25 protein-coding genes and 2 pseudogenes are annotated in these 25923 nt (G+C 41.5%); 12 read left to right on the top strand and 15 right to left on the bottom strand.

Annotated features, from left to right (window positions below):
- Positions 1-19: 19 nt before the first annotated feature.
- Positions 20-217, bottom strand: a complete 198-nt coding sequence (locus IPL34_RS19495) for a hypothetical protein (protein ID WP_296843199.1) — start codon at positions 215-217, stop codon at positions 20-22.
- A 125-nt stretch (positions 218-342) separates the two neighbouring features.
- Between IPL34_RS19495 and IPL34_RS19490 the strand changes: the two genes are divergently transcribed.
- The 3 genes and pseudogenes from IPL34_RS19490 to IPL34_RS19480 all read left to right on the top strand — a co-directional run bounded on the left by IPL34_RS19490 (position 343) and on the right by IPL34_RS19480 (position 1479).
- Positions 343-1053, top strand: coding sequence for a transposase (locus IPL34_RS19490; protein ID WP_296838314.1), 711 nt, complete (start codon positions 343-345; stop codon positions 1051-1053).
- 47 nt (positions 1054-1100) lie between these two features.
- A pseudogene (locus IPL34_RS19485) lies at positions 1101-1243 on the top strand (transposase); the annotation flags it as partial.
- Positions 1244-1245: 2 nt separating this feature from the next.
- Positions 1246-1479 (top strand): hypothetical protein, encoded by a 234-nt coding sequence (locus IPL34_RS19480; RefSeq protein WP_296837418.1) that lies wholly within the window; start codon positions 1246-1248, stop codon positions 1477-1479.
- On the opposite strand, the gene IPL34_RS19475 is transcribed toward IPL34_RS19480, so the two are convergent.
- Both IPL34_RS19475 and IPL34_RS19470 read right to left on the bottom strand, forming a co-directional pair.
- Entirely contained in the window at positions 1468-1695 is a 228-nt protein-coding gene (locus IPL34_RS19475; RefSeq protein ID WP_296843198.1) for a c-type cytochrome, read from the bottom strand. The two genes, IPL34_RS19480 and IPL34_RS19475, sit on opposite strands and share 12 nt — an antisense overlap.
- Positions 1696-1806: 111 nt before the next feature.
- Positions 1807-2361: a VanW family protein gene (locus IPL34_RS19470; RefSeq protein ID WP_296843197.1), complete on the bottom strand. Its 555-nt coding sequence runs from the start codon at positions 2359-2361 to the stop codon at positions 1807-1809.
- A gap of 148 nt (positions 2362-2509) precedes the next feature.
- Between IPL34_RS19470 and IPL34_RS19465 the strand changes: the two genes are divergently transcribed.
- Together IPL34_RS19465 and IPL34_RS19460 are read left to right on the top strand one after the other, a co-directional pair.
- Positions 2510-2743: a transposase gene (locus IPL34_RS19465; protein ID WP_296843196.1), complete on the top strand. Its 234-nt coding sequence runs from the start codon at positions 2510-2512 to the stop codon at positions 2741-2743.
- Between the two features lie 335 nt (positions 2744-3078).
- Positions 3079-3444 carry an IS1595 family transposase gene (locus IPL34_RS19460; protein WP_296843195.1) on the top strand — a complete coding sequence of 122 codons (366 nt, stop codon included), beginning with the start codon at positions 3079-3081 and terminating at the stop codon, positions 3442-3444.
- Between the two features lie 309 nt (positions 3445-3753).
- Here IPL34_RS19460 and IPL34_RS19455 read toward each other — a convergent pair whose 3' ends face one another.
- Both IPL34_RS19455 and pta read right to left on the bottom strand, forming a co-directional pair.
- Positions 3754-4881 carry an acetate kinase gene (locus tag IPL34_RS19455; protein WP_296843194.1) on the bottom strand — a complete coding sequence of 376 codons (1128 nt, stop codon included), beginning with the start codon at positions 4879-4881 and terminating at the stop codon, positions 3754-3756.
- Positions 4878-6965 (bottom strand): phosphate acetyltransferase, encoded by a 2088-nt coding sequence (gene pta / locus IPL34_RS19450; RefSeq protein WP_296843193.1) that lies wholly within the window; start codon positions 6963-6965, stop codon positions 4878-4880. The genes IPL34_RS19455 and pta overlap by 4 nt, the downstream gene beginning before the upstream one ends.
- Positions 6966-7490: 525 nt before the next feature.
- On the opposite strand from pta, the gene IPL34_RS19445 reads away from it, so the two are divergent.
- Together IPL34_RS19445 and IPL34_RS19440 are read left to right on the top strand one after the other, a co-directional pair.
- A complete protein-coding gene (locus tag IPL34_RS19445; protein WP_366931110.1) occupies positions 7491-8102 on the top strand; it encodes a superoxide dismutase in 612 nt (203 codons plus the stop codon).
- A 64-nt stretch (positions 8103-8166) separates the two neighbouring features.
- On the top strand, positions 8167-8883 hold the full coding sequence (locus IPL34_RS19440) for a sulfite exporter TauE/SafE family protein (protein WP_296843191.1): 717 nt from the start codon (positions 8167-8169) through the stop codon (positions 8881-8883).
- 83 nt (positions 8884-8966) lie between these two features.
- Here IPL34_RS19440 and tnpA read toward each other — a convergent pair.
- Positions 8967-9394, bottom strand: a pseudogene (gene tnpA / locus IPL34_RS19435) (IS200/IS605 family transposase).
- Positions 9395-9674: 280 nt separating this feature from the next.
- On the opposite strand from tnpA, the gene IPL34_RS19430 reads away from it, so the two are divergent.
- A complete protein-coding gene (locus tag IPL34_RS19430; RefSeq protein ID WP_296843190.1) occupies positions 9675-12140 on the top strand; it encodes a winged helix-turn-helix domain-containing protein in 2466 nt (821 codons plus the stop codon).
- Between the two features lie 20 nt (positions 12141-12160).
- Here IPL34_RS19430 and IPL34_RS19425 read toward each other — a convergent pair whose 3' ends face one another.
- From IPL34_RS19425 to IPL34_RS19410, 4 genes are read right to left on the bottom strand one after another with little or no spacing between them, the layout of a single operon-like run.
- Positions 12161-12538: a hypothetical protein gene (locus IPL34_RS19425; protein ID WP_296843189.1), complete on the bottom strand. Its 378-nt coding sequence runs from the start codon at positions 12536-12538 to the stop codon at positions 12161-12163.
- Between the two features lie 56 nt (positions 12539-12594).
- A complete protein-coding gene (locus IPL34_RS19420) occupies positions 12595-12780 on the bottom strand; it encodes a hypothetical protein (protein ID WP_296843188.1) in 186 nt (61 codons plus the stop codon).
- A gap of 27 nt (positions 12781-12807) precedes the next feature.
- Entirely contained in the window at positions 12808-13380 is a 573-nt protein-coding gene (locus tag IPL34_RS19415) for a hypothetical protein (protein ID WP_296843187.1), read from the bottom strand.
- A gap of 14 nt (positions 13381-13394) precedes the next feature.
- Positions 13395-13838 carry a hypothetical protein gene (locus IPL34_RS19410; RefSeq protein ID WP_296843186.1) on the bottom strand — a complete coding sequence of 148 codons (444 nt, stop codon included), beginning with the start codon at positions 13836-13838 and terminating at the stop codon, positions 13395-13397.
- Between the two features lie 612 nt (positions 13839-14450).
- Here IPL34_RS19410 and IPL34_RS19405 point away from each other — a divergent pair.
- Positions 14451-15866, top strand: coding sequence for a 2OG-Fe(II) oxygenase (locus tag IPL34_RS19405; protein ID WP_296843185.1), 1416 nt, complete (start codon positions 14451-14453; stop codon positions 15864-15866).
- A gap of 97 nt (positions 15867-15963) precedes the next feature.
- On the opposite strand, the gene IPL34_RS19400 is transcribed toward IPL34_RS19405, so the two are convergent.
- Together IPL34_RS19400 and IPL34_RS19395 are read right to left on the bottom strand one after the other, a co-directional pair.
- Positions 15964-16476, bottom strand: a complete 513-nt coding sequence (locus IPL34_RS19400) for a hypothetical protein (protein ID WP_296843184.1) — start codon at positions 16474-16476, stop codon at positions 15964-15966.
- Between the two features lie 141 nt (positions 16477-16617).
- Entirely contained in the window at positions 16618-17514 is an 897-nt protein-coding gene (locus IPL34_RS19395) for a LysR family transcriptional regulator ArgP (RefSeq protein WP_296843183.1), read from the bottom strand.
- A 111-nt stretch (positions 17515-17625) separates the two neighbouring features.
- On the opposite strand from IPL34_RS19395, the gene IPL34_RS19390 reads away from it, so the two are divergent.
- Positions 17626-18246, top strand: a complete 621-nt coding sequence (locus IPL34_RS19390; protein WP_296843182.1) for a LysE/ArgO family amino acid transporter — start codon at positions 17626-17628, stop codon at positions 18244-18246.
- A gap of 52 nt (positions 18247-18298) precedes the next feature.
- Here the strand turns inward: IPL34_RS19390 and IPL34_RS19385 are convergent, their stop codons facing one another.
- Positions 18299-18634, bottom strand: coding sequence for a TusE/DsrC/DsvC family sulfur relay protein (locus tag IPL34_RS19385; RefSeq protein ID WP_296843181.1), 336 nt, complete (start codon positions 18632-18634; stop codon positions 18299-18301).
- Between the two features lie 93 nt (positions 18635-18727).
- On the opposite strand from IPL34_RS19385, the gene dusB reads away from it, so the two are divergent.
- Positions 18728-19759 carry a tRNA dihydrouridine synthase DusB gene (dusB, locus tag IPL34_RS19380; RefSeq protein ID WP_296843180.1) on the top strand — a complete coding sequence of 344 codons (1032 nt, stop codon included), beginning with the start codon at positions 18728-18730 and terminating at the stop codon, positions 19757-19759.
- A gap of 55 nt (positions 19760-19814) precedes the next feature.
- Here dusB and IPL34_RS19375 read toward each other — a convergent pair whose 3' ends face one another.
- Positions 19815-21092: a DUF2330 domain-containing protein gene (locus IPL34_RS19375; RefSeq protein ID WP_296843179.1), complete on the bottom strand. Its 1278-nt coding sequence runs from the start codon at positions 21090-21092 to the stop codon at positions 19815-19817.
- A 144-nt stretch (positions 21093-21236) separates the two neighbouring features.
- On the opposite strand from IPL34_RS19375, the gene IPL34_RS19370 reads away from it, so the two are divergent.
- Entirely contained in the window at positions 21237-24767 is a 3531-nt protein-coding gene (locus IPL34_RS19370; RefSeq protein ID WP_296843178.1) for a hypothetical protein, read from the top strand.
- Between the two features lie 3 nt (positions 24768-24770).
- On the opposite strand, the gene IPL34_RS19365 is transcribed toward IPL34_RS19370, so the two are convergent.
- A complete protein-coding gene (locus IPL34_RS19365) occupies positions 24771-25901 on the bottom strand; it encodes an amidohydrolase family protein (protein WP_296843177.1) in 1131 nt (376 codons plus the stop codon).
- Positions 25902-25923 lie beyond the last annotated feature (22 nt).

The following is a 25923-nucleotide window of genomic DNA, read 5'->3' as shown; positions in this document are numbered from 1 at the left end:
AGTATTCTCAAGTGCTTGATTATTTGGCAGGTTCAGCGGCTGGAGCTGCCGCAGGCGCTTCCGTACTTACCGCAGGAGCTGCTGCGGGTGCTGCACCACCTTGAGCTTCTAAATATTTAGCAATTTTCGCAAACTCTTCATCTGTTACAGCCGCTACAAGGGCTTTCATGGCTGCCGTTTGACCATTGTTACGTGCGCCGCTTTTAATATCTTTCATTTGCTGAGTGGCATCTCTGTACACGACAAAACCACTAACTTATTGATTTAGCATGTTTGTCATGGAGATGGTGAAAGTCCACCGCTCCTATGTTTTACTCTCTAGTTACCACACAGGAGAGCAAAATGGATCTGAGCGATGGACTACGTGACAGTTTAAAAGCCCACTTGAGTTGGGGCAAGCCCCGTTTGGATTGTTTTGTGGGAATGCTGCATACTTTGCTGAGTGCGCGACAAATGAATTTGGCGTTGTTGGCGGTACACATAGATTCTGACACCGACATTGGTTCCCGCTATCGACGGATGCAACGCTTTTTTAGCCAAGTGTTCTTTAATTACAATGACATTGCCCATTTTCTTATGGGAATGTTCGCCTTTAGTGGTCAACAATACTACCTCACACTCGACAGAACCAACTGGAAATGGGGCAAATCCAACCTCAATCTCCTGACTTTGGCGGTTGTTTACCAAGGTGCGGCTATCCCCGTTTACTGGATGGTGTTGAACAAACGCGGTAATTCTAACCAACGTGAACGTATTGCCCTGCTGCAACGATTTATCAGCCAATTCGGGCGCAACAACATCTTGGGTGTGTTGGCTGACCGTGAGTTTATTGGTGGTCAATGGTGGAAGTGGTTGTCTTCCAAAGAGATTCCCTACTTGATTCGTATCAAGGGTAATCAGTTGATGACCGACAAACACAAAAAGAGGCGCATGTCCGCTCGCTGTTTGCCAACCTCAAGCCGGGTAAACGGCGCGTTCTCCGTCACCGTCGCGACGTTAGCGGGGAATGGGTTTGGCTCAGTGGCTCAAAGCTGCCCAGTGGTGAGTTGTTGATTATCGCCAGCAACCACTACACGGCTGATCCCATTGGCACTTATCGGCTACGTTGGGAAATTGAAAACCTGTTCCAATGCTTGAAAGGGCGTGGTTTTCACATGGAAGCCACTCACTTCACCAAACCCCTCGCATCAAAAAGATGATGGCGTTGCTTGCCATTGGCTTCTGTTGGGCGCACAAAGTCGGCGAATGGAAGGAAAAAGCCGTCAAGCCTTTGAAGACGAAAAACATGGACGCAAAGAGCAAAGTGTCTTCCGTTACGGCTTGGACTACTTGACCGATTTATTGAATGGAAGGGTACGGGAAAAAGTGGATAGGCTTAGGCTGCTGCTTCTGTTCCTTTGTCCACCACAATTCATGGCGATCGAGGATGGACGGATGAAACTCAGGCGATTTTCTTTTGAAAAAGATTCAATGAGTTAAGCGAATTGTCGTGTACAGAGGAGTGGCATAATCCGCATTTTGTCCCGCTAATTTAGGATAAGCTGGAATCAATGGTTTACTACCATTTTCGCCATGACAGGTAATACAGGCTTTGTCGATATAGAGCTTTGCGCCATCTGCAATATCATCAGCTTGAGCTGAAACTATCCAACCTAATGCTAAGATAGAAATAAGAGCGGCTAATTTACGCATCATTGAGTCCTTGAGGTGCATTACACATTGCTAAAGGGTTTACTCTAATCAAGCGCATCCAGAAGTTGTATGATAATTATCATTTTGCTAATTTTTTAGCATTAAATTTGTTGCTTAAGATGCTACGTTATAACAAGATAATGCCACTATTTGCCCCTCTGCATCTCGCGCCCGCACCGTCACTTGCTGGTTCTTATATTCGCGCTCAAAGACTAGGGTTTGAGTAGTCAAAGGTTGTGCTGCATATAGCCGTGCTGTCAAAGTAGTGCCCACCACTTGCAGCCACAATACTAAAGTTTGATCTAAACTATTCTCTACCCGTAAATCTTTATAACCAAACACCACCGTAGCATCAGAGCCTAAGGGCGTAAAACGCTCATGTTCTTGATAAATATCGAGTGAATGGTGGTGGCGCTCAAGAATAGTAAGATTAGCCAATAATGCTAAGTGATATAAAATACTCGAAAGTTGACATAACCCCCCGCCAAAATCCTGCTGCAATCGACCTGCGATAATATTACGTCCTGCTCGATAGCCACGCTGTTGTGACGCTTCGCCCAATACCTGCCAAAACGATAAAATCGCTTTAGGTTGCCAGAGCAACAAGTGCAGTTGTGCAGAGCCGAGACTAATATTGTGAATTTTATTCTCCATCAGCGCAGAAGGCATAATGGTTTGTACTAGCTCAATATAATGGGGATAAGCGCTTAAATCAGGTGTGGCTCAATATATGTTTCGGGGTCTTGCTTTCCCCTGCATTGCAAACGCCACAGATAGCGGTGAAAGTAGCCATTTCCGATAGCCAAGGAGAGGATTCATGACCCGACTCATCAGTATTTCCAGCCTAACCAGTGATGCCGCCTGTTTCGAGCAAATCCGCAGCCTGCGTTGGCCTGATAAGGTGACCTGCCCGCATTGCGGCTCACCTGAAACTATTCGTAGGGGTAAGGACGGCACCCAACCGGAGCGGCGACGTTACCAGTGCAAACGCTGCGACAAGCGTTTTGATGACCTGACAGGAACCGTGTTTGAAACTACCATCAGCCGCTGAAGGTGTGGGTGCTGTGTCTTTATCTGATGTCGTTGAACCTATCCAACCAACAAATCGCCCGCGAATTGGGGTTGAACAAGGATGATACGCAGGCGATGACGGAACAGTTACGGCGCGGTGTCGAGAAAAAAAACGCCAGTAACCCTGTTGGGGAATGTTGAATTTGATGAGGTTTATGTCAAGGCTGGACACAAGGGAAACCCCGAAGCCGTCGCGGATGCTGGGCGTGAAGGTCGCCGCCGCGCCCTGAAAGGTGCGCCGGGGCGTGGGACACTGGAAAAGGACACCCCCCCCATTTTCGGCATGATCCAGCGTTCCGGGAAGTCGTGATCCGTATGCTGGCGAATGTGAAACAGGCGACGATCAAGCCGCTGATTGTGGCAACGGTGGCAGCAGGTACGCTGGTGTACACCGATGAGTACAACATTTACAGCCGATTGGAAGAATGGGGCTATGCCCATAAAACCGTCCATCATGGTGCAGGCGAATATGCCCGTGATGAAGATGGTGACGGTTTCCATGAAGTTCACGTCAACACAATGGAAGGTTTTTGGTCACTGTTGCGCTCATGGTTACGACCTCATCGGGGGATCTCACAAGAAAAGCTACCGTGTTACCTCGCTTTCTTTGAGTATTTGCACAACATCAGGAAACGCGGACAAGTAGCCTTACAGTCCTTGCTTTCGCTGCTGCTGGGATAAGACCCTGAAACACATATTGAGCCTCAGGTGTTTTATGTTTTACCCAGCGGAATATCCAACCGTGCCGCACATCATTGCTAAAGCGTAATAATCGCTTGACCCTGCGTTTTAGTTGTTTAAAGGTCATGTATGATTCCCTAAAGAGTAGCAATAGTCCTCAGTATAACAATACCTTATAATGGTTTAATCTATATTTGAATGAGCCATTGAGAAGTGCTTAGCTTGGATAAAAATCCAATGGCTAAGCGATAGGCTAGTTATCATTAAACAGTGGTAGAACACTCACTGTTTAATGAGTAATGGTTGAGGTTATAAGAATTTTAGCGTGTGGCGGGCAATGGCTAACTCTTCATTAGTAGGTATAACCAATACTTTGACACGGCTGTTGGCACTATGGCACGCGCTTATCCCTTTGCTAGCTAAGCTATTTTTCTCATTGTCTAATTCAATGCCTAGCCCTTGTAATTTTGCACAACTCAAGGCTCGAATGCGTGGAGAGTTTTCGCCAATGCCACCAGTGAAAATGATGGCATCCACCGTGCCTAACACAGCGTAATAAGCCCCAATATATTTTTTGACGCGATAAGCAAACAAGGCTTCGGCAAGCTGAGCGTTTTCATCGCCCTCAGCCGCTAAGCGTTGGATTTCGCGCATATCCCCTACACCACAAATACCTTTTAAGCCACTTTGCTTATTCAATAATGCCTCAAGGTCTTGAGGTGACATATTGAGTTCACGGCTGAGATAAAAATGCAAGGCGGGATCAATATCACCGCAACGCGTACCCATCACTAAACCCTCTAAGGGGGTTAAACCCATTGAGGTATCAATACTCTTACCTTGCTCAATAGCAGTGGCACTACAGCCATTACCTAAATGCAGCGTGATTAGATTGAGAGTATGCAAAGGTTGTTGCAGGTACTGCGCAGCTTGTTCAGCAACATATTGGTGCGAAGTACCATGAAATCCATAACGTCTAACTTGATGCTGCTCATACAAAGCTGTTGGCACGGCATAGCGATAGGCAACAGGTGGCATAGTTTGGTGAAAGGCAGTGTCAAATACCGCCACTTGTGGCAAATCAGGAAATAAGCGTTGCGCTACCTCAATGCCTTCTAAATTAGCCGGATTATGTAAAGGCGCTAGGGGGATCATTTGGCGCATCGCTGCCATAACGTCTGGCGTAATTAAGGCTGCATCATGAAACGCCTCGCCCCCATGTACTGCACGATGACCTATCGCTTGAATCGGTAAGTGGGCTTGATGGAGTTGTGCCACAATCTGTTCTAATGCGGCGTGGTGATTAGGAATAGTGCTACCTATCTCACCAATGCGATCTATTAAGCCCTTAATGAGTACTTGTTGAGTACTCATATCGAACACCTGATATTTAATAGAGGAACTTCCGGCATTGAGCACTAGGATATTTAAACTCATGCCTTAGCTTCCTGTGCTTGAATGGCGGTAATAACGACCGTATTAACAATATCGGCTACGGTGCAGCCGCGACTGAGATCATTCACGGGTTTATTTAGACCTTGTAAAACCGGACCTACCGCAACCGCATTAGCCGAGCGTTGCACAGCTTTATAGGTATTATTGCCAGTATTCAAATCAGGGAAAATGAGTACAGTGGCTTTACCTGCGACGGCACTATTAGGCATTTTGGAACGTCCCACTTCAGGATCAACCGCTGCATCGTATTGAATCGGACCATCAATTTTGAGATCAGGGCGTCTACTTTGAGCCAGTTTAGTAGCTGCACGCACGCGCTCTACATCCGTGCCTTTGCCCGATTCACCACTCGAATAAGACAGTAAAGCAGTACGTGGATCTACCCCAAACATGCGGGCGGTATCGGCGGAGGTAATGGCAATATCAGCGAGTTCTTCGGCATTAGGATTAGGATTGACCGCGCAATCGCCATATACCAATACCTTATCTTCTAAGCACATAAAAAACACGCTAGACACTAAATCACAATTAGGCTTGGTTTTAATAATTTCAAATGAGGGGCGAATAGTATGTTGAGTCGTATGTGCAGCACCCGACACCATCCCATCGGCATGACCTAGGTGTACCATCATGGTTCCGAAATAGCTCACATCGGTCATAATGTCGCAAGCGGCTTTTAAAGTCATACACTTATGCTTACGTAGCTCAGTATAGGTTTCGGCAAATTCACGTCGCAGCGCTGAAGTAGTAGGGTTAATGATTTGAATATCGCGTAATTTTAAGCCTAAATGAGAAGCTTTGGCGTGAACTTGCTCCTCATCTCCTAAGATCGTGAGTTTAACTACATTACGCAGCGAAAGAATTTCAGCAGCCCGCAAAATGCGCTCATCGTCTCCTTCAGGCAGCACAATATGCTTAATCTTGGCTTTGGCGCGTTGGATCAGCTCATATTCAAACATCAAAGGTGTAACACGCTGGGCGTGATCTTGGGCGATTAAATCACGTAATTGATTCATATCGACATAAGATTCCATCATGCCCAGTGCAACAGCAATTTTACGCTCGTCAGAAGGTAAAATACGCCCTTCCACACTATTCACTTTTAGAGCAGTGGTAAAAGTGTCATTAGGTGAATATAAAATGGGTAAACGCATCGGTTTAATCCCTTGCAGCAGCTTATGCACTTGAGGCGCGGGTTCTTGATCACCCGTCAAGATTAAACCCGCAATGCGGGGGTAATTCTCTGAGCTTTCAGCCGCCAAACATCCCAAAATAATATCGGAACGATCTCCGGGGGTAATGACTAAGCTACAGTTTTCTAAATGCTCTAGAAAATCCTGTACTTGCATCGCTGCTATTTTATAACTCGCCACCTCATGAGTGAGCGATTGACGTGTGCCATAAATAGTTTTGAGGTCTAATTCGCGGGCAATTTCACCAATAGTAGTACGATCTAAGGCACTACGTTCAGGGAGAATATAGAAGGGGAAACGTGAGCCTTCCAATAATGCACGTAAATTATCGACCTGATCGGCTGGAGTGCGATTAATAAAAGCGGCTAAAATTTCACAATGTTGATGAGTCGCTAAATGATCTTCTAACATGCGTACTGAGTCGGCTATATCACCCGCACTGCGTTTATGCCCTTTAATCACTGGCATATACAAGCAGCCAAAATGGTTGGCAAGGCGTGCATTGAGATCGACTTCTAAACCCGTGTTAGCCCCCGCAAAGTCAGTACCAGCACACACTACAATATCGCATTGCTCTTGAATATGGCGGTATTTGGCGAGAATGAGCTTGATCCACTCCTCAATTTTACCCTCACCAATCATTTTACGCGTAGTCTCTAGCGTACACCCATAAAGCTCATCAGCCTTAAAAGGGAGTTGATAACGACTAGCAATCAGATGAATGAGCGGGTCTGTACCATCCTCCTGTTTGATAACCGGACGGAAGAAACCCACTCTAGATGTCATGGCTTTGAGCATTTCCATCATGCCCAAAACAATAATTGATTTGCCGCTATGTGCCTCAGCACCTGCAATATAAATACTGTGAAACACCGCTTAATCCTTCTTCAGTAGTAGGGGTTGGTATTATTATTAAGCTAAGCCTACCTAACGGTTTGTATATTGGTGCACTGCACTATTTGCTGTCTATGTTAGTCAAGTCGAGCTGAACTCACAAGGAATAAACCACACTTACTAGAAAACATCTGATTGCTCAGGCAACTAATTATTTGAGGAAGAGAGCGTTATAGGGGCGGTTACTAAAATGAAATAATTTTTAGGACTGAGAATAAGGCATAAATCCTGTGCGTACTATAAGGTATTAGACATTAGTATTAATCTTGTTAGAGTTATTAGGCATAGGCTAACGGACATCCAATACTGAGCTAGACGAGTAGCACACACCTTGATGATTTAAGTATTGATTAAGATCACTGTTTTAGTTTGTTTGATTCTTAAAAAAGGAGTTTGATGATGACTATGCTAACCTCTGTAACTCATAGCCCTTTGAATCGCCGCAAATTTTTAATGCTAGGTGCAGGTCTAGTTGCCGGATCTGCTTTAGGTACTTGGGCTAAAATGGCACGCGCTGAAGCTACACCCATTACTCTCCCTGCATTGCCTTATGCAGATAATGCCTTGGAGCCAGTCATTTCTGCTAATACGATTGGTTTCCATTATGGTAAGCATCATAAAGGCTACGTAGATAATCTAAATAAACTGCTTGCAGGTACACCTTTTGCCGAAATGCCTTTAGATAAAATTATTACTGAGTCGGTGGGCAAAGAAGAAAATACCGCTATTTTTAATAATGCTGCACAAACATGGAATCACACTTTTTATTGGAATAGCTTAAAAGCCAATGGAGGAGGTGAGCCACCTGCATCACTCAAAGCTAAACTAGACGAGTTCTTTGGAAGTGTAGATGCTGCAAAAGCCGAATTACAAAAAGCAGCAACCAGTCAATTTGGCAGTGGTTGGGCATGGCTAGTGCAAGACGGTGATAATCTCAAAGTCGTTAAAACGGGAAATGCTAATACGCCCCTTACCGATGGCTTAAAACCATTACTAACCATTGATGTATGGGAGCATGCCTATTATTTAGATTATCAAAATAAACGTGCAGATTATGTCACGGCGGTATTAGATAAGCTCATTAATTGGGATTTTGCTTTGCAAAATATGGGCTAAATAATTGTGATTAAGCTTTTCTACTAAGCCTGTGATTTACCCTAAGAGGTTCATTATTAGTAATATGATGAATGAGCTTATTTTAATGCTAATAGCGCTCACTACTTCAACTTTAACAGGTATTATGGGCATTGGTGGTGGCATGATTTTAATTGCGCTAATGCCCGGTTTATTACCAGCTGCTGCGATTGTTCCTGTTCATGCTGCGACCCAATTAGTATCTAATGGCAGCCGCGCCCTATTTGGCTGGAAGACTATTCACTGGGGTTTTTTCCTACCTTTTTTAATCGGCTCCTTAATCGGCGGCTTTGGTGCAGCACAAATTGCTAATCGTATTAATACAGAGTATTTGCCTTTAATAATTGCCTTATTTATTTTATGGAATGTATGGGGTGGGGGCATTAATTTTAAAACCAATCCACGCGGCGAGTTTATTACAATAGGTTTCTTACAAACCGGATTAGGGATGTTAGTAGGTGCAACAGGTCCAATGGGGCAATCAATCTTATTGCGCAAGGGCTTAAACCGTGATCAGAATGTTACAACCTCAGCCTTATTCATGACGGTTACTCATCTTATTAAATTATTATTTTTTGGTTTTATTGGTTTTTCATTCATTCACTATTGGCAAGTGATGTTAGGTATGAGTATTGCGGTCATTATAGGCTCATGGCTAGGGACTAAAATGCGACACCTCGTACCAGAGGCAGACTTTAAAACTTGGCTAAAGTGGATTTTAACCCTACTTGCATTGCGAATGATTTATATTACTTTGATATAGTTATAAAAACTTAACAACCATCAGCTAAAGCTGAAGGGTTCGCTAAAAGGACTAAAGTCCGGATACGGGTCGAATAGACCCGTCTAGCCTTCTGTCTTAAAGTTATCCTCTAACCTCGGTTCAAAGTGATGCTCTAAATACGCCTTAATCATCTCAGCACTCAATTCCCCTGAAGTCGCACAAAAATAACCCCGCGCCCAAAAATGCTGTCCCCAATACCGCTTTCTTAAATCCGGGTAGCTTTCAAAGATTTTTGCCGCACTTCGACCCTTAATTCGGCGCATGATCTCGCTCGGTGCTAGCTCCGGTGGCACCGATAACAACAAATGCACATGATCCTTGCTCACCACCCCTTCACTATTTCTATCTCAAAGGCTTGACAGGTTTGACGGATCAACTCCCGTATCTTTAACCCCACATCCCCTTTCAGTACCGGATAGCGGTATTTCGTCACAAATACAAAGTGATACTCAATCCGGTAGACGGTGTGGCTTCCATACCGATACTCCATCTCTCACGACCTCATGCCAACCTTCATCCAGCTAGTATCGCAGATAAATCTGACCGTCTAAAGACGGTGGTTTTAACCTTGAAGACGGACTAATAAATGATCTTAGCGTAGTATGTTATTTATTACAGGGCAATAAGCTGTATTGCAGAGCTTAATTAAAATGAATTAAACATTAATATATTCTACATATAAACAATACTCTAACTACACTTTGAGCTACACTATCCTATAAACATCAAACATAATCTATAGACAGCTACAAATCTGCTGCGAGGTGAGCATGGGTGGTTCTAAGTGTAGATTAGGGCAATTTAGTTATGATTTGATTAATCAACAACTACTAGACCGTACCGGTACGCCTTGTGCTTTACGTTATCAATCGGCACAAGTGCTTCATTATCTAGCTATAAATGCTAATAAGTCAGTTAGCAAAAGGGAGTTGTTTGCGGTTGTTTGGCGCGATGTTATTGTAACCGATGACTCATTAGTACAATGTATTGCGGAGATTCGGCGTTTATTACAAGATCGGGAGCACTCAATACTAAAAACCATTCCAAGAGTTGGGTATTTATTAGTCACAATGCCTGATACAGAATACATTACTTATATCCCTGAAGATCTATTACCTTTTTTAGGACGTACTCAAGAGCTACAACAATTAGAGAGCATAATTGCTAATCCCAGTTGTCGTTTAATGACTATCACAGGAATAGCAGGAATAGGTAAAACACGTCTAGCTAAAAAGCTTGCGCGTCAATGTGCTCAATACTTCCCACAAGGAGTCTATTTTGTAGAGCTAGCAGCTATTAGTGTTGCTGAGCTAATTCCTGTGGCTATTGCTAAGGTCATGAGTATTCCTTTACAGGGCAGACTTTCGCCTCTAGAGCAATTACAGTTAGCCTTAGCTGATCAATCCATTTTAATTGTTCTAGATAATATGGAGCAATTTGTTCCTGATCTTAGTAGTTGCCAAGCTTTACTAGAGCACAATAAAAAATTGAAGTTGCTCACTACTTCACGTATACCACTAGGTTTATATGGTGAGTGGGTTTACCCCTTGCGAGGCTTGTTAGTTCCGAATGCACAACAAACCTTGATTAATTGTACGGCGATAGAGCTATTTATTCAGACAGCGAAGAGAGTTAAATATGATTTTGAGCCTAATGCTACTGAGCAATTAATTATTTTAGAGATTTGTCGTTTATTACAAGGCACACCTTTAGGTATCGAAATTGTAGCTGGTTGGATTAAAAATTTAACCTGTGAAGAGCTGTTAATAGAGCTGCGTGCTTATCTTCATGCAACAGATACTAGCCTATTACAGGAACAGGATACTTTCCCATTAGATACCATATTGCAGCAAAGTTGGCAAATGCTCAGTCAGCATGAGCAATCTATTATGCAGTTGTTAGCGCTATTTCGTGGTAAGTTTTCACGCCACGCTGCTCAGGCTATTACTAATACTTCTTGGGCAGATTATAACAGTCTCATTGATAAATCTATGTTGAGCCGTGATAAATCAGGGTATTACACTTTACATGAGGTGATGCGTCATTATGCTAATCATTATCGGGTTAATCATAATAATGAAGTTAATATGATTAAGCATTTCATAGAGTATCATATAAATCTAGCTAATCAAACCGATGCTATGATTTTAGGTGGTCAACAATTAATTTATATTCAACAACTAGAGCAAGAACACGATAATTTTCGAGAGTGTTTGAATTTATGTAGTAATAATAAAACAGGCTTATTTAAGCAAAGCATAGAGTGGGGATTAGATTTAGTGGGCGCATTAGGTACTTTTTGGTTTTTAGCGAACCATTGGCGTGAGGGCTATCAGTTTGCTCAACAATTTCTACAATTAACATCTAGTCCAATAGTTTCTTTAGCACATGTTAGAGCTTTATTTACAGCTGGCGGAATTGCAGTAGTGACAGATAATTATAAGGTCGCTGAGCATAATTTACCGCTAAGTATTGATATGGCGCTTAGTATGAAGTCCAATAGTCAAGCTGCTCGTGGCTTAACGGCTTTAGGTGTATTACGCCGTTTACAGCAGCGTTATGATGATGCCATAAATGTAGGTCAACAGGGTATGGCATTATTTACGGAAACAGAGCATATCGCGGGCTATCAATTTAATTTAGCTAATGTAGGTCATTCTTTGTTATGTTTAGGACATTATGAGGAAGGGGTAAAAGCCTTAGAGCATTGTATTCGGCTCAATCAAGAGTTTGGGGTGACTATTAGTTTGCCCTACGTATTAGTTAATCTAGGGCGACTGCATAGTCAGCTAAAGCAGTTTGCTACTGCGAGAGCCTATCTGAGACAAGCTACTCAAGTTACAGATCAATTAAATATTTTATTGTATCGAGCACAATCTTTATGTCTATTAGGCTGGATTGAAATTCAAGAGGGGGAGTTACTGCAAGCTTTAGTGTGTTTTAAGGCTAGCTTCGCGGACTATATACATCTAGGCGATAGGGAGGGTCAAATAGAGGTTATGAATGGGATAGGTGTAGCTAAACAATTATTGGGCGATAATAAACGGGCTTGGCAGTTTATAGTAGTAGCGAATGATTTAAAAAAACAAGCCGGCATAAAAAATCTGTCGGATAATGAAAGTTTGATTGTTAAGGCTAAGCAAGAGCTAGGGCGATGTTTAAATAAAAATGATATGAGGTTGTATCAGAATCTGGCTAGATCCAATGATTTAGAGGGGCTAAGTAAGTTTATTTAGCTTACTTAGTATTTTTAATGCTACTCACCATAAAGCTCGCAAGTAATGAGTTCGAACCCATCACAATAAGGCTTATTGCAAGTAGTCTTATCCTTTAGCACATAAGTGTTGCCAATATCTTCAGCTTTTTCAAAGGCTATAGCACGCACGGAAAGCTTGCTCTTATTTTTTAGATTACACCAAGCATCAGCCGCAGGTTTACCACATAAAGTTCCCCATTTTAAACACCAATCTAGTCGCCTTCCATTAAAGTTAATTAGAGTATTATGATAGGTAATGGTATGAATAGTATTATTGTAAGTAGTAGGAGTAATATAGAAGTAATTATTTCCTTGGCTAGTTGAGCTAGTTAAGAGTGCTATTAGACAGGTAATAATTAAATTTGGCTTTAATGACATGATATACCTACTCTTTTAAAAAAGCTGTAGTCTTCACTACAGCTTATGGGGAATAACTACAAGTCTTTAGGCACAGCGGGATGTGCTAATGGTCCGCATACAATAATATTACAGGGCCAAGGCGTTGGGCTGGGTTTTGGTTTGGGTGTAGGCTCAGGGCTAGGCTTTTTTGGAGCTGCAAAACTAGATGAGACTAAGCAAGATAATATTAAAGTAGCTAATAGGGTTTTTTTGAGCTTCATGATGGATGACTCCTTATTAAAAATTGATTAGCAAGTACCAGGGATGCGAAATCTGCAAGCGTCAGCAAGACGATAGTTTTTACCTTTATAAGTAATCACATCACCTGCCCAGCATATATTGACGCCCGCTATTCGCTTACAACCTACAATAGCACTATTGCCATTAGTTAGTTTAAGAGGTGCATTAGTAGGGACTGGACCACCTCCACAGTCGAATTTCCATTGATAGTAGTTCTTGTTACGAGTGCGGGACGAAAGATTTATTCCAATATTTTGTTTTTCGTAAATTATGTACTCTTTTTCAATAAAAAGGGCAAAAGGTTCCCCACATTGTAAAGGATTGTTTCCACCGCTGGCTCTTTCAATTCTCATAAAGTTATTAGCACCATTAGACCAACCTAGATTAACGCCAGCTCGATCCTGATAGCGTAAATAACTGCCTTGATCTTCGCTGCGTAAGCTAAATCTTGCTCCATCTACAAGAGAGCCATTTCCTTCTATAATCCAATCAGCAGGATTCCCTGCTTGAGCTACAGAGGTGAATACTGTTAATAGTGCAATACTTGCTACTAATGTAGTTTTATGAAAGCTTGATTTCATGATGTATCTCCTTATTAATTAACCCAATGAAATTCAACAACTGTATCGTTATAGTCATTATCATTGGCATCTTCAAATCCTAAAGTGCTACTATTGAGTAAACGAAATTTGCTTTGTTTGAAAGGTAATCTTTGATTGAACTTATCTTTCTTGTGGTAACCGAGAACTAAGTAACACATGTTTTTTTCAGATATCCAGCTACCTGCACCAGACTTCCAATGGTCACTTGCACCATTTCCATAGTAATTATTAAAAGTCATAGCATTTCTTCTGGACTTGGCTTCTTTTATAATTAAGCCATTTTCATAAGCTGCATTAAATCTTACTGTGAAAATCAGCGCCTGATTTTGATTAGAGCATATATAATTGCCTGCTCCATCAGGAGCATCTAGAGCTTTAGCAGAGTTAAAATAAAATGTTGTTAAGCAAAAAGATGCAAGTATTATTGAGTATTTCATAATAAATCCCATTTTTTTGATAAAATAACTAAGTAGTTGGTTATTTTAAATTCACGGGAGGCTTATAAAACTCAATTTTCTTTGAATTACTAGGTGTTCTAGCAAACCTAAAGCAAGTGCAAGTATCTGTTTTAGGATTACAGTCTGCTAATGTTCCACAAACATTACTATTAATCATATCATTACAATCGGTCTCACCTTTGCACTGGCAAAAAGCAGAGTTACAGGTGAAAGAGGATGTCGTGGGGGCAGAGTTGCTGAGAGCATAGGCAGAGACGTTGAATACCATTAAGAGAAAGGTACTAATACTCAACAATAACCTAATCATAAATTCCTCCTTCGCAAGGCGTCTGAAAGTTGGGTATGTGAGTTTTGCTATTAGCTGTTTAGAAGTGTTGCTGATTTAGCCAGTTTAATCCTGAAATTTTTCCGAAATTTTTCCGAAATCGTTTCTAAAAAAGTCTTTGTGAGAGCTAGGCAAGGCTTGCGGTGTGGTGATAGTGTGGTGTTGTGGTCTATCCATTAACTCGCTACGTTAGTGCAGGCGCTGGCTTGGAGGGTAGCTGAAATATTTTATACTGAGTCCTGAGTTGCTAATAATAATGTGAGTCTATGATGCACACACAAATGGATCAGAGTTGGAAAGAGTGGGTTCAACTTAATTTGTCACGCGGGTGTGACAAAGAGGAAATGGTCGCTATTTTAGTTAATGCGGGATTTCACCCTTTGAGTATTGTGCATGAAATGCACTATTTGCCGCAGTCTAGTGAGCTGATTACTCGTATGAATCAACTATTGGCAAATACTAGACCGCTTAAATCACCGGAGCAATTGAGTTATCAGGCATTCGATGCGATTCAATTAGCTTTTGCCCAACGCTTGAATTCAGATCGGGTGCATTTGTATCTAGTAGAAGATTTTTTAAGTGCTGATGAGTGTGAGGCATTAACGGCACGTATTAAAAGCCGTTGTCGCCCTTCAACCATCACTAATCCCGATGAGCCAGATAAGTATTTTCGTACCAGTCAAACCTGTGAACTCTCGGTAGAGCCTGATGTACTTACTCAAGAAATTGATCAACGTATGGCGGAGTATATGGGCATTGAGCCAGAGCGCTCAGAAGGAACACAAGGTCAATATTATCAATTAGGGCAACAATTTAAAAAGCATACCGACTACTTTGAACCTAATACTTGGGAATTTGAAAAGTTTGCTAGTGAAATGGGGCAGCGCACTTGGACTTTTATGATTTATTTAACCGATGTGCAAGAGGGCGGTGAGACCTGCTTTACTGAAATAGGTTTGGAAGTTAAGCCTAAACGGGGTATGGCGGTGGTTTGGAATAATCTAACGGCTAAAGGCGAGGTGAATCCTGATACGGCTCATTGGGCTAAACCTGTACTGCGTGGCGAAAAGGTGATTATTACTAAGTGGTTTAGAACGAAAGGCTCAATGACTACTCCTTTTAAAGCTTTACCCTATAAGCAATTACCTTTTTTTACCTCTGAAGGATTTAAGAAAACCCGTTTGCCCGAAGAGTTATTTCAACGTATTACTGATTTTTATCAAATAGGTAGAAAAGAGCATATTGCTTTAGAGATGAATGATGCGATAGGTACTTATATTCAAACCACTACTGAGCGTCATCCGGCAAAAATGATCGAATTAAGTGATGAATTACGCCAAGCGATTTTTAATACGATTTGCCCGATGTTAGAAGATTGGGTGCGAGTTAAGCTTAAGCCTAGTGCTGTTTATGGGATTCGGGAGTATCAGCGTGGTGCTACTTTGAAAATGCATGTAGACCGTATTGATACCCATCAGGTCAGTATGATTATTAATGTCGCGCAACAGGTTGATAAAGACTGGGCGTTACATATTGCAGATCATCGGGGAAAAATTCATAAACTGAATATGCAAGTAGGTGATGTGGTGTTTTATGAGTCAGCGCGTTTGCAACACGGTCGACCTGAGCCTTTGGAAGGGGAATATTACGCTAATATTTTCGCCCATACTGCACCGCTTTGAATTTGATTAGGTTGGATTTATTTAGAGTGAAATTAAAGGATTAAGATTGAAAGGGCAAAAACCATCGCTACTTTTGCCCTTTCAGTAACTTATTCAATTAATGGCTATGACCATCACTAGCATGTTCAGTGTTAGCGGGAGCAGCACTTACAGCAGTACTACTTGGAGCAGAGCTGGTGACAGTAGTAGTTGAAGTGGATTCTAACACGGTAGCCTCAGCAACAACGGCATCGGGTGTGCTACTGCTAGTGGTTGCAGTGCTACGCAATGTGTCATCTACGGTCATCGTATCTACCATTACAGCATCGGCTGCATAAGCCTTAGGCAAGGCAGCATTAGGAGACATATAGTCGGGTTTAGCGCCTAGATTTTGTTCCATTCCTTGTAGAGTTTGCAGCAAGAATTGTATTAAAGCGCCTAGGTCACCTAAATTACTGAGATCGCCGCGAGCACCAAAAGAAGCGCTCCAGTTAAAGTCATTACCACTCCCGCGTTGCAAGCCCAGCCCACGTCCTACACCTCTGCCGACATTACAATCACCTCCAAAAGGACGTGGAGCTGCAAAATCATTATTCCAAAAAGGCATAGCATTCATATTCATATTAAACATTTGACAGTTCCTTATGTCATTAAAAAAACACAAGGCTAAAACTTATCGAACATTCTGCACATAAGCGTGTTATTAAAGATTAATGGATAAGGGATGCTTATAAATGGTTTGAACTTAATATCAATAAATTATACTTATCAGTCAATTAAGATAATGCACTTGTTTAGCACCCGCTAAAATGACGGAATTAAGACTGCGCATCAGTTCAGTTTCAATGCCCCATTGATGCCAAAATAAAGGAATATCAAGCGGTAACTCTGGCGTGAGATAAATTAATTGCCCCTTTTCCAATTGTTTTTGTACTTGTATTTCGGGGGCCATACCAAATCCCATTCCTAGTATTAAACCTTGCACAAAACTTTCGGCGGAAGGCAGGGTGTGTTGTACTAGATTTTCCCCATCTAATTCAAAATGCTGGCGTAAATAGGCATGCTGTAAATCATCTTTGAGGTTAAACCTTACCATCGGTGCTTTGAGTAAAGTTTCTCTGGTGACGCCTGTTGGGAAATATTCACTATAAAAGTCAGGGCTAACCATACATTGATAGCGCACCTTACCCAAAGGGATGCAGCGACAGCCTTGGCTCACTTTTTCACGAGCGCTCATGCACGCCACTACCTCACCTTGTTGTAACAAATGATGGGTTTGATCTTGATCATCAACTCGAATATCTAAAACAACCCGTTGAGCCTTACACCAAGGGGCTAAACACTCCAAAAGCCATGTTGCTAACGTGTCGGCATTCACCGCAATCGCCATTTTTAGCCAGCCTTGTTGATTAGTGGGCTGCAAATCGTGCTCTAAAATATGCCCTAATTGTTCCAATTGCTGCCCATATTTTAATAATGCCGCTCCTGCTGGAGTAGGACGCACAGGTAAGCTACGAACTACCAAGGTCTGCCCAAGCTTTTCCTCTAATAATTTCAAACGTTGAGAAATAGCCGAGGGCGTAATGAACAGGGATTGCGCTGCTCGATCAAAATTACCTTGGCGCATAATCGCCATAAATGCACTTAAGCCTTTGAGATCAATATCCATACGCTAAAATCTTTAGATAAATTTAAGATAATGAAAAATTATTAAATTTACTAAATATTTTGGCTTGGGCATAGTAGCGCCTATTAATCATTCACTATTAGGGGATACAAAATGTCAGGGTTAGCCTTATTAAAAGGGTTTGGCATGGGTGGCAGCCTAATAATGGCCATCGGTTCACAAAATGCGTTTGTTTTGAGTAATGCCATTAGAAATCAACATATTGGTGCGATGGTATTGGTCTGTGTGGCCTTAGATACGCTCTTAATTTGGTCAGGGGTATGGGGCTTAGGTGCGCTGATTCAGGAGTATCCGCCATTAATTACCTTAGCGACTTGGGGTGGGGCTGCTTTTTTAGCTTTATATGGTACTTATGCCTTGCAGCGTGCTTTAAAACCGAGTGCTTTAACCACTCAAGAGTTAAAACCAATGGCTTTAAAAACTACGGTACTCACCTTGCTAGCATTGAGTTTACTAAATCCTCATGTGTATTTAGATACCGTCGTATTATTAGGTAGCATAGGTGGTCAATTACCTACACCTCAAAGTTGGTGGTTTGCTTTGGGTGCTAGTTTAGCTTCCTTATGCTGGTTTATTACTTTGGGTTGGGGTGGACGTTTACTAGCACCTTGGTTCGCTAACCCTAAAAGCTGGCAAATACTGGATTTAATAGTAGCGGCTACTATGTGGATATTGGCTATCTTATTGTTAGTTAATAGTTTTAATAATAGTTAAGCACTCAATATTAGAGGTCAAGCGTCCGTTTGACCTCTATGAGATAAGGAGTTTACAAATCTAACATTAGTTTTAAAGGTTTACGCATTCCCGCCATTTTGCAGGCTTGTTGTGCATAGCCGTGTGGAAAGAGTTGATATAAATATTTGCGTGTGCCCTTATCTTTACCCCATTGCTCAGTCATATATTTCAATACTTTACGCGCTTCGGGTACGGTTGCATTCTGGTCATAATAGTCACGTACAAATAATATAATGCCACGTTGCTCCTCACTTAAGACCAATTCTTGCTCCGTAGCTAATTGCTCCATCAGTAGTTCTGACCAGTCATTGGGGTTTAATAAATACCCTTCATTATCCCGCGCAACGGTTTGTAAAGTGCTAGGCATGGTTTTAGGCTCACAGTTTGAATGGGCTAACTAGATGATTTTAACCTTGAGTATATCGCAAAACTTTAATGGGTTTTGCTACACTTCGCGCCCATGAATATAGGTTCTTATACACTCACTAATAATCTCATTGTGGCTCCTATGGCGGGAGTCACGGATCGTCCGTTTCGGACTTTATGTAAATATTTTGGCGCGGGACATGCGGTCAGTGAAATGATGACCGCTGACGCGACCTTATACGCGCAAAAGAAATCATTTTATCGTGCCAACTTTGACGGTGAACTCGCCCCTATTTCTGCCCAAATTGCTGGATCAGAACCCGCCTTACTCGCTGAAGCAGCGCGTTATCAAGTGGCTAATGGTGCGCAAATAGTTGATATTAATATGGGTTGTCCTGCCAAAAAGATTTGTAAAAAGCTAGCAGGATCAGCACTTTTGCAGGATGAAGATTTAGTTAAACGCATTTTAGAAACCGTTGTTGATGCGGTTGATGTGCCCGTAACACTAAAAACGCGCTTAGGTTTTGCTTACGGCAAAGAAAATATTCTGCGCGTGGCTCAACTAGCAGAGCAGGCAGGTATTGCAGCACTAGCGATTCATGGGCGTACTCGTGACCAAATGTATACGGGGCATGCGCATTATGCATTAATCGCTGAGGTTAAGCAGCAGCTTAGGATTCCAGTGATTGCTAATGGCGATATTGATAGCCCACAAAAAGCTAAACAAGTGCTAGATGAAACTAAAGCCGATGCGCTGATGATTGGGCGAGCGGCTCAAGGTCGTCCGTGGATTTTCCGTGAAATTCAGCACTATTTACAAACAGGTGAATTGCTATCTCCCCCTGAACTCACTGAAGTACGTGAAGTATTACTGAGTCATCTCAATGATTTATATAGCTTTTATGATGAATATTCAGGTTGTCGTATTGCACGCAAACATATTGCTTGGTATACCCAAGGCTTACCTAATAGTAATACGTTTCGAGCCGCGATGTATGCCGAGGAAAGTACGGCTACACAAGCGCAATTAACCGAGCAGTATCTAACAGCGCTGATTGAGCAGGGTATTAGTCTTAACAAACTTGATGCTGATGACACTGTTATTGGCAAGAGTGATTTCCACTGAGGGATTCAAGGAAGCACCCCATTAATAAGGTGCTCCTTAATAGACGCAATAATTATTAAATTTTGGGTTTAGTTTCCGCGATTTTTTTCCGAATCGCATTCACATCCCAACCCGTTAAGCTGGCGGCATTTTTGGCTTCTTCTTCCCAACGTTTAGGAAGTGTTTGAGTTACATAGGTTTTAGCCGCAGGGCAAGCGGTGGGTTTTACGGCAAAGGGATGATTAATCACATAACGCGCTTGGAAGTTTTCGGTATTGCCTGTGACTTGAAACATCAGATCTTCAGGAAAGGTTTCGCGGTCATAGCGCACATGCAAGCGTGTGATATAGGCATCAGTAGCACTATTCTCTGTTAACCAAAATGCACCTAACTCTTTCAATTGTTTATTATTTAAAGGAGTACCGACACAAGGGTCGCACCATGACATATTCCATGCATATTCTAAAAAGACTCCATCCTCGTTTTTATTGACTTGAGTTTTAAATAGGTCTTTATAAAACCTAGAAAATTGGTTGGTCGTTTTAATATAGGTGGGGATATTAAGATCTGTGGGTACTTTAGCAGTACGATAATTAGTGGTTTCAATACGTCCATTGCGCGTAATGCCATAGACAAATAGATCTTGCTTACCTGTTGCATTCACAGTGCCTAGACGAATCGGCAGCATAAAACGCTTTTCACGGTAATTCACTTGAATGGGGCGTAATTGTGTAAATCCGGTTTTGGAGTATTCCTTTAAGTTGACCTTAGCAATAAAGAATTTCATATTTTGCTTGAGGTAGCTATTAATGACAGGCTCAGCCCCTGCGGGGATTTTATATTTATTTTCATTGAGCCAAGTGACTAGCCCGCCGCTTTCTTTAGCGGATAACACCATAATGTTATATTCGCCCAAAGTATAAGACGCTTCGATTTTCACCCCTAGTTCTCGTGCACGCGCTACGGGTGGCATAGGGCGAGCTGCACGCATCATGGGTGCTGCCATAGGTCTAGGGCGCATAATTTCGCAAGGGTCAGAATCAAAATATTCGACTAAGCGCGGAGCAGAAAAATCATCTAATTGTTTGATGGTGCTATTATTCACTAATTTGACCTGTTCTTTTTGCACTATGACAGGCACAGGTATGACCATCGCAAATTCTTTAACATCGCCCTTAAAATCGCTGCCCATCGTGACAATACTACGATCACCATCGCGTACATAAACCACTTGTGAGGACTGATTAAATAAATTAGCACCTCCTTTAGCTACATAAAAGCCACAAAATGCCGAAGCTTGCAGCGGTAAGTAGCTGGCTACTAATAAAGTGCCTAAAGTTAGTAATCGCTTCATTCATCTCTCCTGAGGTTATTTAGTTTGATTTAATACAGTTCAAAACTACTATAATCTAAAACCATACTCTTACTAAGGGTTGACCTGCACTTTTTAAAAAGGTTTAAGGTGAATCCAAAACTCATGACAAGGTTGTTTTGCTAAATGAAAGATTACCTCGATCCGCCGATCACTAAATTAAAAAATAATGAGCCGCGTGCCAAAATGTATTTGCGTGCGCGTTTGGGTTGGTTGTGGGGGTATCCATTAACGTCTGGCGGACAGGAACAGGGTCTGTATTGGCAATATGCTTATTACCCTATGCCTTGGGATTATGAGTTTATTCACATAGATGAGTCGCGTTTAGCTCAAGCGGGACATGATTACAATCGGGTCGTGAGTAGTTTTCCTAAAGCCTTACCTGCCATTGTAGGGGATGCTCAAGTATGGAAACAACGGGTGCAACTCAAGTTACAAGCGATTCGGGCTTATTTATTGGGTAACAAGGTTGATCCTTGGCAAGCATTGCTAATTCAGGAACAGGGGCAAATGCGTCTCTTGCGACGTGTACAAGCGCTAAAACAGACCACACCTAGTTTAAGTTCTATACTCGATAATTTTGCATGGTGGCTCAGTCTTGACCCGATGGTATTAGAGCAAGCAGTGAGCTGGATAGAGCAAGGGCAGGAGTCACTAGCTCAGTTAGTTAGCTATATGTCGCAACCCATGAATATGTGTGTCTATTTGTTTGCACTTAGCCAAGATACCACCGCACAACGTACCGAGCGCTTATTGAAGCAATTAGCGCATCCCGTTTGGCAGCAAGGGGGTGTTATTTATTACTTAAATTTTTTACAGCTATACCAATATAGTTTTACTCACATAAATAATCCTTCCTTATTACAGTCTATCGAAACACAGGAGCGCTTTCCTAGACAAAGTAGTGCCCATGCTTGGCTTGACTGGTTAGAGCAAATCATGTTGCTCACGCCTAAAGAGCGGCGGCGTCAACTTGATGTGGTATTGCTGCTATATAAGCCAGAGATATTAGAGCTTTGGTATGAATGGTGTTTAGAACTAGAGGAGCTAATTCAGCTTTATAAACTACATAGCCATCAGCACTATTTAGATCAAACTTATAAAAAGCTCTCTAATAAGGAGTTTGACGCCACACTCAAATCTCGACATAAGCTAGTAGCCAAACAGTTAAAGCATGTATTAGAGTCACGCCCTATTGGTTTTGGTGATAAAAACAACCCGCTATCAGCGATTAAACGTTATGCCGAATCACAGGAGGCCATGCAGCCTTTAGTGCAAATTAACGCTTTATTGGAGCGTTTACCCGCTAAAAGTAAATGGTCGGCATATAGCACACAAGCCTTTTTAATTCACTGGGCGAAAGTATGGAAAATTATTGATAGCAGTGCCTATCTGCGCTATCAACGGGTATTTAAATGCTGGACTCACTATTTAAAACAAGCTTCTTCCTTAGAAGCATTAGTAGCACGTTTAAGCCCTTGGCTGGGATTGATAGAGTATTATAAAGCTGCTGATCATGATTGGCCTTATGAATCTATTGATTATCATCTGATTTATCTTGATTTTGTTACCGATGATTATGAGCGCTTTTTTAGTGATTTAGCGCAGTTTTGTGAAACCAATCAAGACCCGCCACGTTATGCTCAGGCATTCTTACAATTTTATAACACCACCCCTAAAACTTGGCCAAAGCTTAATTTATTTAAAGCGCTTTTGGACGCTGGAGTAAGTATTGATCTAACTAATAAGCAGCAGCAATTACTAGCCTGTTTGGTAGCGGATAATTACGATCCAGAGCGTTTTATAGGATTGCTAAAGCGTTGGTATTTAATTGAGAATTGCGATAAACCTGCTGACTACTGGGAAGCATTGCGTGGGGCTTTGCATATCGTCAAGCAATCTGAGTTAAATTTATTAGAGTCTATTGATAGTCACCAGCTATGGAAACCCTTAGCAGGATTAACCTTTTATTTGGAAACATTGGAGCAACTTAAACAAGAAGTTCCTGCATTACCCTTGCAAGAGGTTGTTTGGCCTAAACATTTCGATCATTATCCCAAAGAGCTTAAGCCAACTTTACTTTTCATTTTACGCCATCATGCTAAACCAGAGGCATTAGCTGAACGTATCCTAGGGCAGCATTTCCGTAATGAGGCATTAATAAACCAAGAAATTCAAGTATTGGAGTCTAAATTATTACAGGTGACAGATGATAAGCTGATGCAGCGTTTAAAAACGCGTCTAGCTAATTTAAAGCACAGTTTAATTGAACCACCTATACTTTCAGCACAGCGTCTAGAGCATTTAAGCGCTAAACTCATGCAAGCGGCTATTTTAGATTTATTAGCCCGTTGGCAACAGAGTTGTTTAGAATGCCTACGCACCGATTTACAACAAGCCTTATATTTATCTCAACCTTTACCAGAGCAATGGTTAGAGCAGACTAAATATCAAACTACTTTAATCGCCTTAAAACAACTCAGTAGCCCAGAACGTAAATTGGCGGGTCGTCTACTCCAAGCGGATATAGACCAAAATTATCCTTTAGTAACTGCTCCTCCTAATGCGCATTGGATAGCACGCATGCAGGCAAAAGGTTTAGATTTAACCCGTTGGCTCAATACTTGGGTATTAACCATTTCAACACAACTCAGTAATGGCCAAACCCTTGATCTAACCTTTAAATGGGCAGAGTCAGTATTAGAAGTATTTCAAATGGGGGATTATTTTGGTACTTGTCTAAGTCACGATGGTTGCAATTTCTTCTCGGTTGTCACTAATGCGGCAGATATTAATAAGCGAGTGCTCTATGCCTATGATAATAAAGGGGTAGTGCAAGGACGGTGTTTATTAGCGATTTCGGATGAGGGGCATTTACTTAATTTTCATCCTTATTCGCATTTAAAAAGTGAAGAGTTTAATCCAGCTTTATTGAAAGTATTACATCATTTAGCCAAAGCATTAAAAACGATTTACCATATTCATGGTAAAATTAGTATTTTAATGGCTAAAGATTGGTATGATGATGGAGTCAGTCCATTAAACTCTGAAAATCCCTATCTAGACCAATGGTTCGAGTTTAGAAAAAGAGTTAAGAAAATACCAGCCGAAACACTGTTAAGTGCTTTTAGAGAGTTATTAGCACCAGAGCCACTGACTGAGATAATGGTTTGGGAATTAACTCAGTTACCTGAGCTAGAAAAAGAGCCAGCTAAGCGCTTATTGATTGCAACCCAAGCTTGTGAGCAAGGCTTAATAGGTATAGAAATGCAAAAACGTTTATTTGAGGGTCTATATTACGAGTGCCATACTGATTATTCTAATGAGCTATGGATTTTATCCCAAGCATGGTTAAAAGAAGATTTAGTAGAAAAAATTAATGAGCCTTATGGTTTTATGTATTCAGGGGTGAATTTATTATCTCAGTATCAACCTTTGCAGTTTTTGCGTTTGATGTATCAATTAAAAAGTAAAATTGAAAAACTAAATAGTAGTCTACGCCATGATTTAGGGGTAGCTCATGCACGAGCTTTATTAGCCTGTCGTCGTCCTCGAAAGGCTTTAGATAAGCTAGAAGAGGTAAAGCAACTAGATACAACAATAGAAATTCCTCAGGATTTAATTGATGAGTGTAATAGGCTATTGAAAACTATTTGATCACTAATGGTGATTTGTAATAAGTTGAGCACCCAGCGTAAATACTTCAGCAGGCACTCCTAAGTTACGTTTAAGCTCCACATCTCTATCCCAATGATTAGGTATTTGATTGATACGAGCCATTTCAGCTCTAGTTAGATTTAAAGGAAAATTCCAAGCTGAAGTTAAAATCATATTGGAGAGTGGATAATCGCTGCCATAAATTAACCTGCCTTTTAGGCGTGGTTCATTTAGTGCTTGTTGTAAATAACCTAGTTTATTAATTTGTGTAAGACTCGATATATCTGCATAGAGGTTAGGGTATTTTTGAATTAAAGGTAAAATACGAGCGTAATTACTCTGCTGGTGATTAAAACCCGTGGTGGCAACGTGTCCAGCGATAACGGTTACACCTAAAGATAAAGGTAATTCAAGACGTTGTGGATCGCCTAAAGTATCATCGGCACTACTGAAAGAGCGCTCTTGACCTGTATGACTGAGCAGCATGAGGTTTAACTCTCGCATTTTAGTATAAAAAGGTATGAGCTTAGAATCGGCTGGGTCAATATGTTGAATATTAGGAATCCATTTAATGAGTACTGCCCCCTCTTTCTTAGCAGCTATTAAGCGCTCTATAGCATCTGTTCGATAAGGATTAATACTAGCGCCATAGTAAAAATTTTTTGGATAGCGTTTTACTTGCTTTAAAACATATTCATTAGGAATATAGACCTCAGTCTTTTCATAATCGATTTTTCCTTCTTTATTAATGACACTATCTAGTGCTAAGAGTACAGCCCCTTTAACGGTTTTTGAGCCTTGTAAACGCTCGGCTAGTTTATCAACGGCAATCTGATCACCCTTGTGTTGAATCTCTGTGATAGAGACTCCAAATCCGGCTAAGTATTGATTAAAACGCATATTGTTTCGCAAAGCAGGCGCTACATAGCAATCGGTATTTCCCGCCCCGATTCCAGCAATATGGACATGCATATCAATAATAGAGTCATTAGGTTGCAATATTTGCGGGGCTAAAATAGCTCCACTAAATAGACTTTCACGGATACCTAGTCCCATACTTGTTAAGACTAATAAGCTTATTGCAAGAATTTTTAGCCATTTAATCAATTTAGGCTTGCGAGAGCGATTAAACATAATACTTACTCATGACTATGGG

It is taken from the genome of Thiofilum sp., from assembly GCF_016711335.1.
GTDB lineage: Bacteria > Pseudomonadota > Gammaproteobacteria > Thiotrichales > Thiotrichaceae > Thiofilum.
This window is presented reverse-complemented; position numbering and strand designations above follow the sequence as displayed.

What these genes read in the sequence shown, in the direction of transcription:
- dusB (WP_296843180.1), top strand. Translation starts at nt 18,728, where the DNA reads ATGAATATAGGTTCTTATACACTCACTAATAATCTCATTGTGGCTCCT.
- IPL34_RS19480 (WP_296837418.1), top strand. Translation starts at nt 1,246, where the DNA reads ATGGAAGGAAAAAGCCGTCAAGCCTTTGAAGACGAAAAACATGGACGC.
- IPL34_RS19425 (WP_296843189.1), bottom strand. Translation starts at nt 12,538, where the DNA reads ATGTCATTAAAGCCAAATTTAATTATTACCTGTCTAATAGCACTCTTA.
- IPL34_RS19475 (WP_296843198.1), bottom strand. Translation starts at nt 1,695, where the DNA reads ATGATGCGTAAATTAGCCGCTCTTATTTCTATCTTAGCATTAGGTTGG.
- IPL34_RS19395 (WP_296843183.1), bottom strand. Translation starts at nt 17,514, where the DNA reads ATGGATATTGATCTCAAAGGCTTAAGTGCATTTATGGCGATTATGCGC.
- IPL34_RS19375 (WP_296843179.1), bottom strand. Translation starts at nt 21,092, where the DNA reads ATGAAGCGATTACTAACTTTAGGCACTTTATTAGTAGCCAGCTACTTA.
- IPL34_RS19445 (WP_366931110.1), top strand. Translation starts at nt 7,491, where the DNA reads ATGGCACGCGCTGAAGCTACACCCATTACTCTCCCTGCATTGCCTTAT.
- IPL34_RS19370 (WP_296843178.1), top strand. Translation starts at nt 21,237, where the DNA reads ATGAAAGATTACCTCGATCCGCCGATCACTAAATTAAAAAATAATGAG.
- IPL34_RS19410 (WP_296843186.1), bottom strand. Translation starts at nt 13,838, where the DNA reads ATGAAATACTCAATAATACTTGCATCTTTTTGCTTAACAACATTTTAT.
- IPL34_RS19460 (WP_296843195.1), top strand. Translation starts at nt 3,079, where the DNA reads ATGCTGGCGAATGTGAAACAGGCGACGATCAAGCCGCTGATTGTGGCA.
- IPL34_RS19430 (WP_296843190.1), top strand. Translation starts at nt 9,675, where the DNA reads ATGGGTGGTTCTAAGTGTAGATTAGGGCAATTTAGTTATGATTTGATT.
- IPL34_RS19490 (WP_296838314.1), top strand. Translation starts at nt 343, where the DNA reads ATGGATCTGAGCGATGGACTACGTGACAGTTTAAAAGCCCACTTGAGT.
- IPL34_RS19470 (WP_296843197.1), bottom strand. Translation starts at nt 2,361, where the DNA reads ATGCCTTCTGCGCTGATGGAGAATAAAATTCACAATATTAGTCTCGGC.
- IPL34_RS19495 (WP_296843199.1), bottom strand. Translation starts at nt 217, where the DNA reads ATGAAAGATATTAAAAGCGGCGCACGTAACAATGGTCAAACGGCAGCC.
- IPL34_RS19415 (WP_296843187.1), bottom strand. Translation starts at nt 13,380, where the DNA reads ATGAAATCAAGCTTTCATAAAACTACATTAGTAGCAAGTATTGCACTA.
- IPL34_RS19385 (WP_296843181.1), bottom strand. Translation starts at nt 18,634, where the DNA reads ATGCCTAGCACTTTACAAACCGTTGCGCGGGATAATGAAGGGTATTTA.
- IPL34_RS19405 (WP_296843185.1), top strand. Translation starts at nt 14,451, where the DNA reads ATGATGCACACACAAATGGATCAGAGTTGGAAAGAGTGGGTTCAACTT.
- IPL34_RS19420 (WP_296843188.1), bottom strand. Translation starts at nt 12,780, where the DNA reads ATGAAGCTCAAAAAAACCCTATTAGCTACTTTAATATTATCTTGCTTA.
- IPL34_RS19465 (WP_296843196.1), top strand. Translation starts at nt 2,510, where the DNA reads ATGACCCGACTCATCAGTATTTCCAGCCTAACCAGTGATGCCGCCTGT.
- IPL34_RS19390 (WP_296843182.1), top strand. Translation starts at nt 17,626, where the DNA reads ATGTCAGGGTTAGCCTTATTAAAAGGGTTTGGCATGGGTGGCAGCCTA.
- IPL34_RS19400 (WP_296843184.1), bottom strand. Translation starts at nt 16,476, where the DNA reads ATGTTTAATATGAATATGAATGCTATGCCTTTTTGGAATAATGATTTT.
- IPL34_RS19365 (WP_296843177.1), bottom strand. Translation starts at nt 25,901, where the DNA reads ATGTTTAATCGCTCTCGCAAGCCTAAATTGATTAAATGGCTAAAAATT.
- IPL34_RS19440 (WP_296843191.1), top strand. Translation starts at nt 8,167, where the DNA reads ATGATGAATGAGCTTATTTTAATGCTAATAGCGCTCACTACTTCAACT.
- IPL34_RS19455 (WP_296843194.1), bottom strand. Translation starts at nt 4,881, where the DNA reads ATGAGTTTAAATATCCTAGTGCTCAATGCCGGAAGTTCCTCTATTAAA.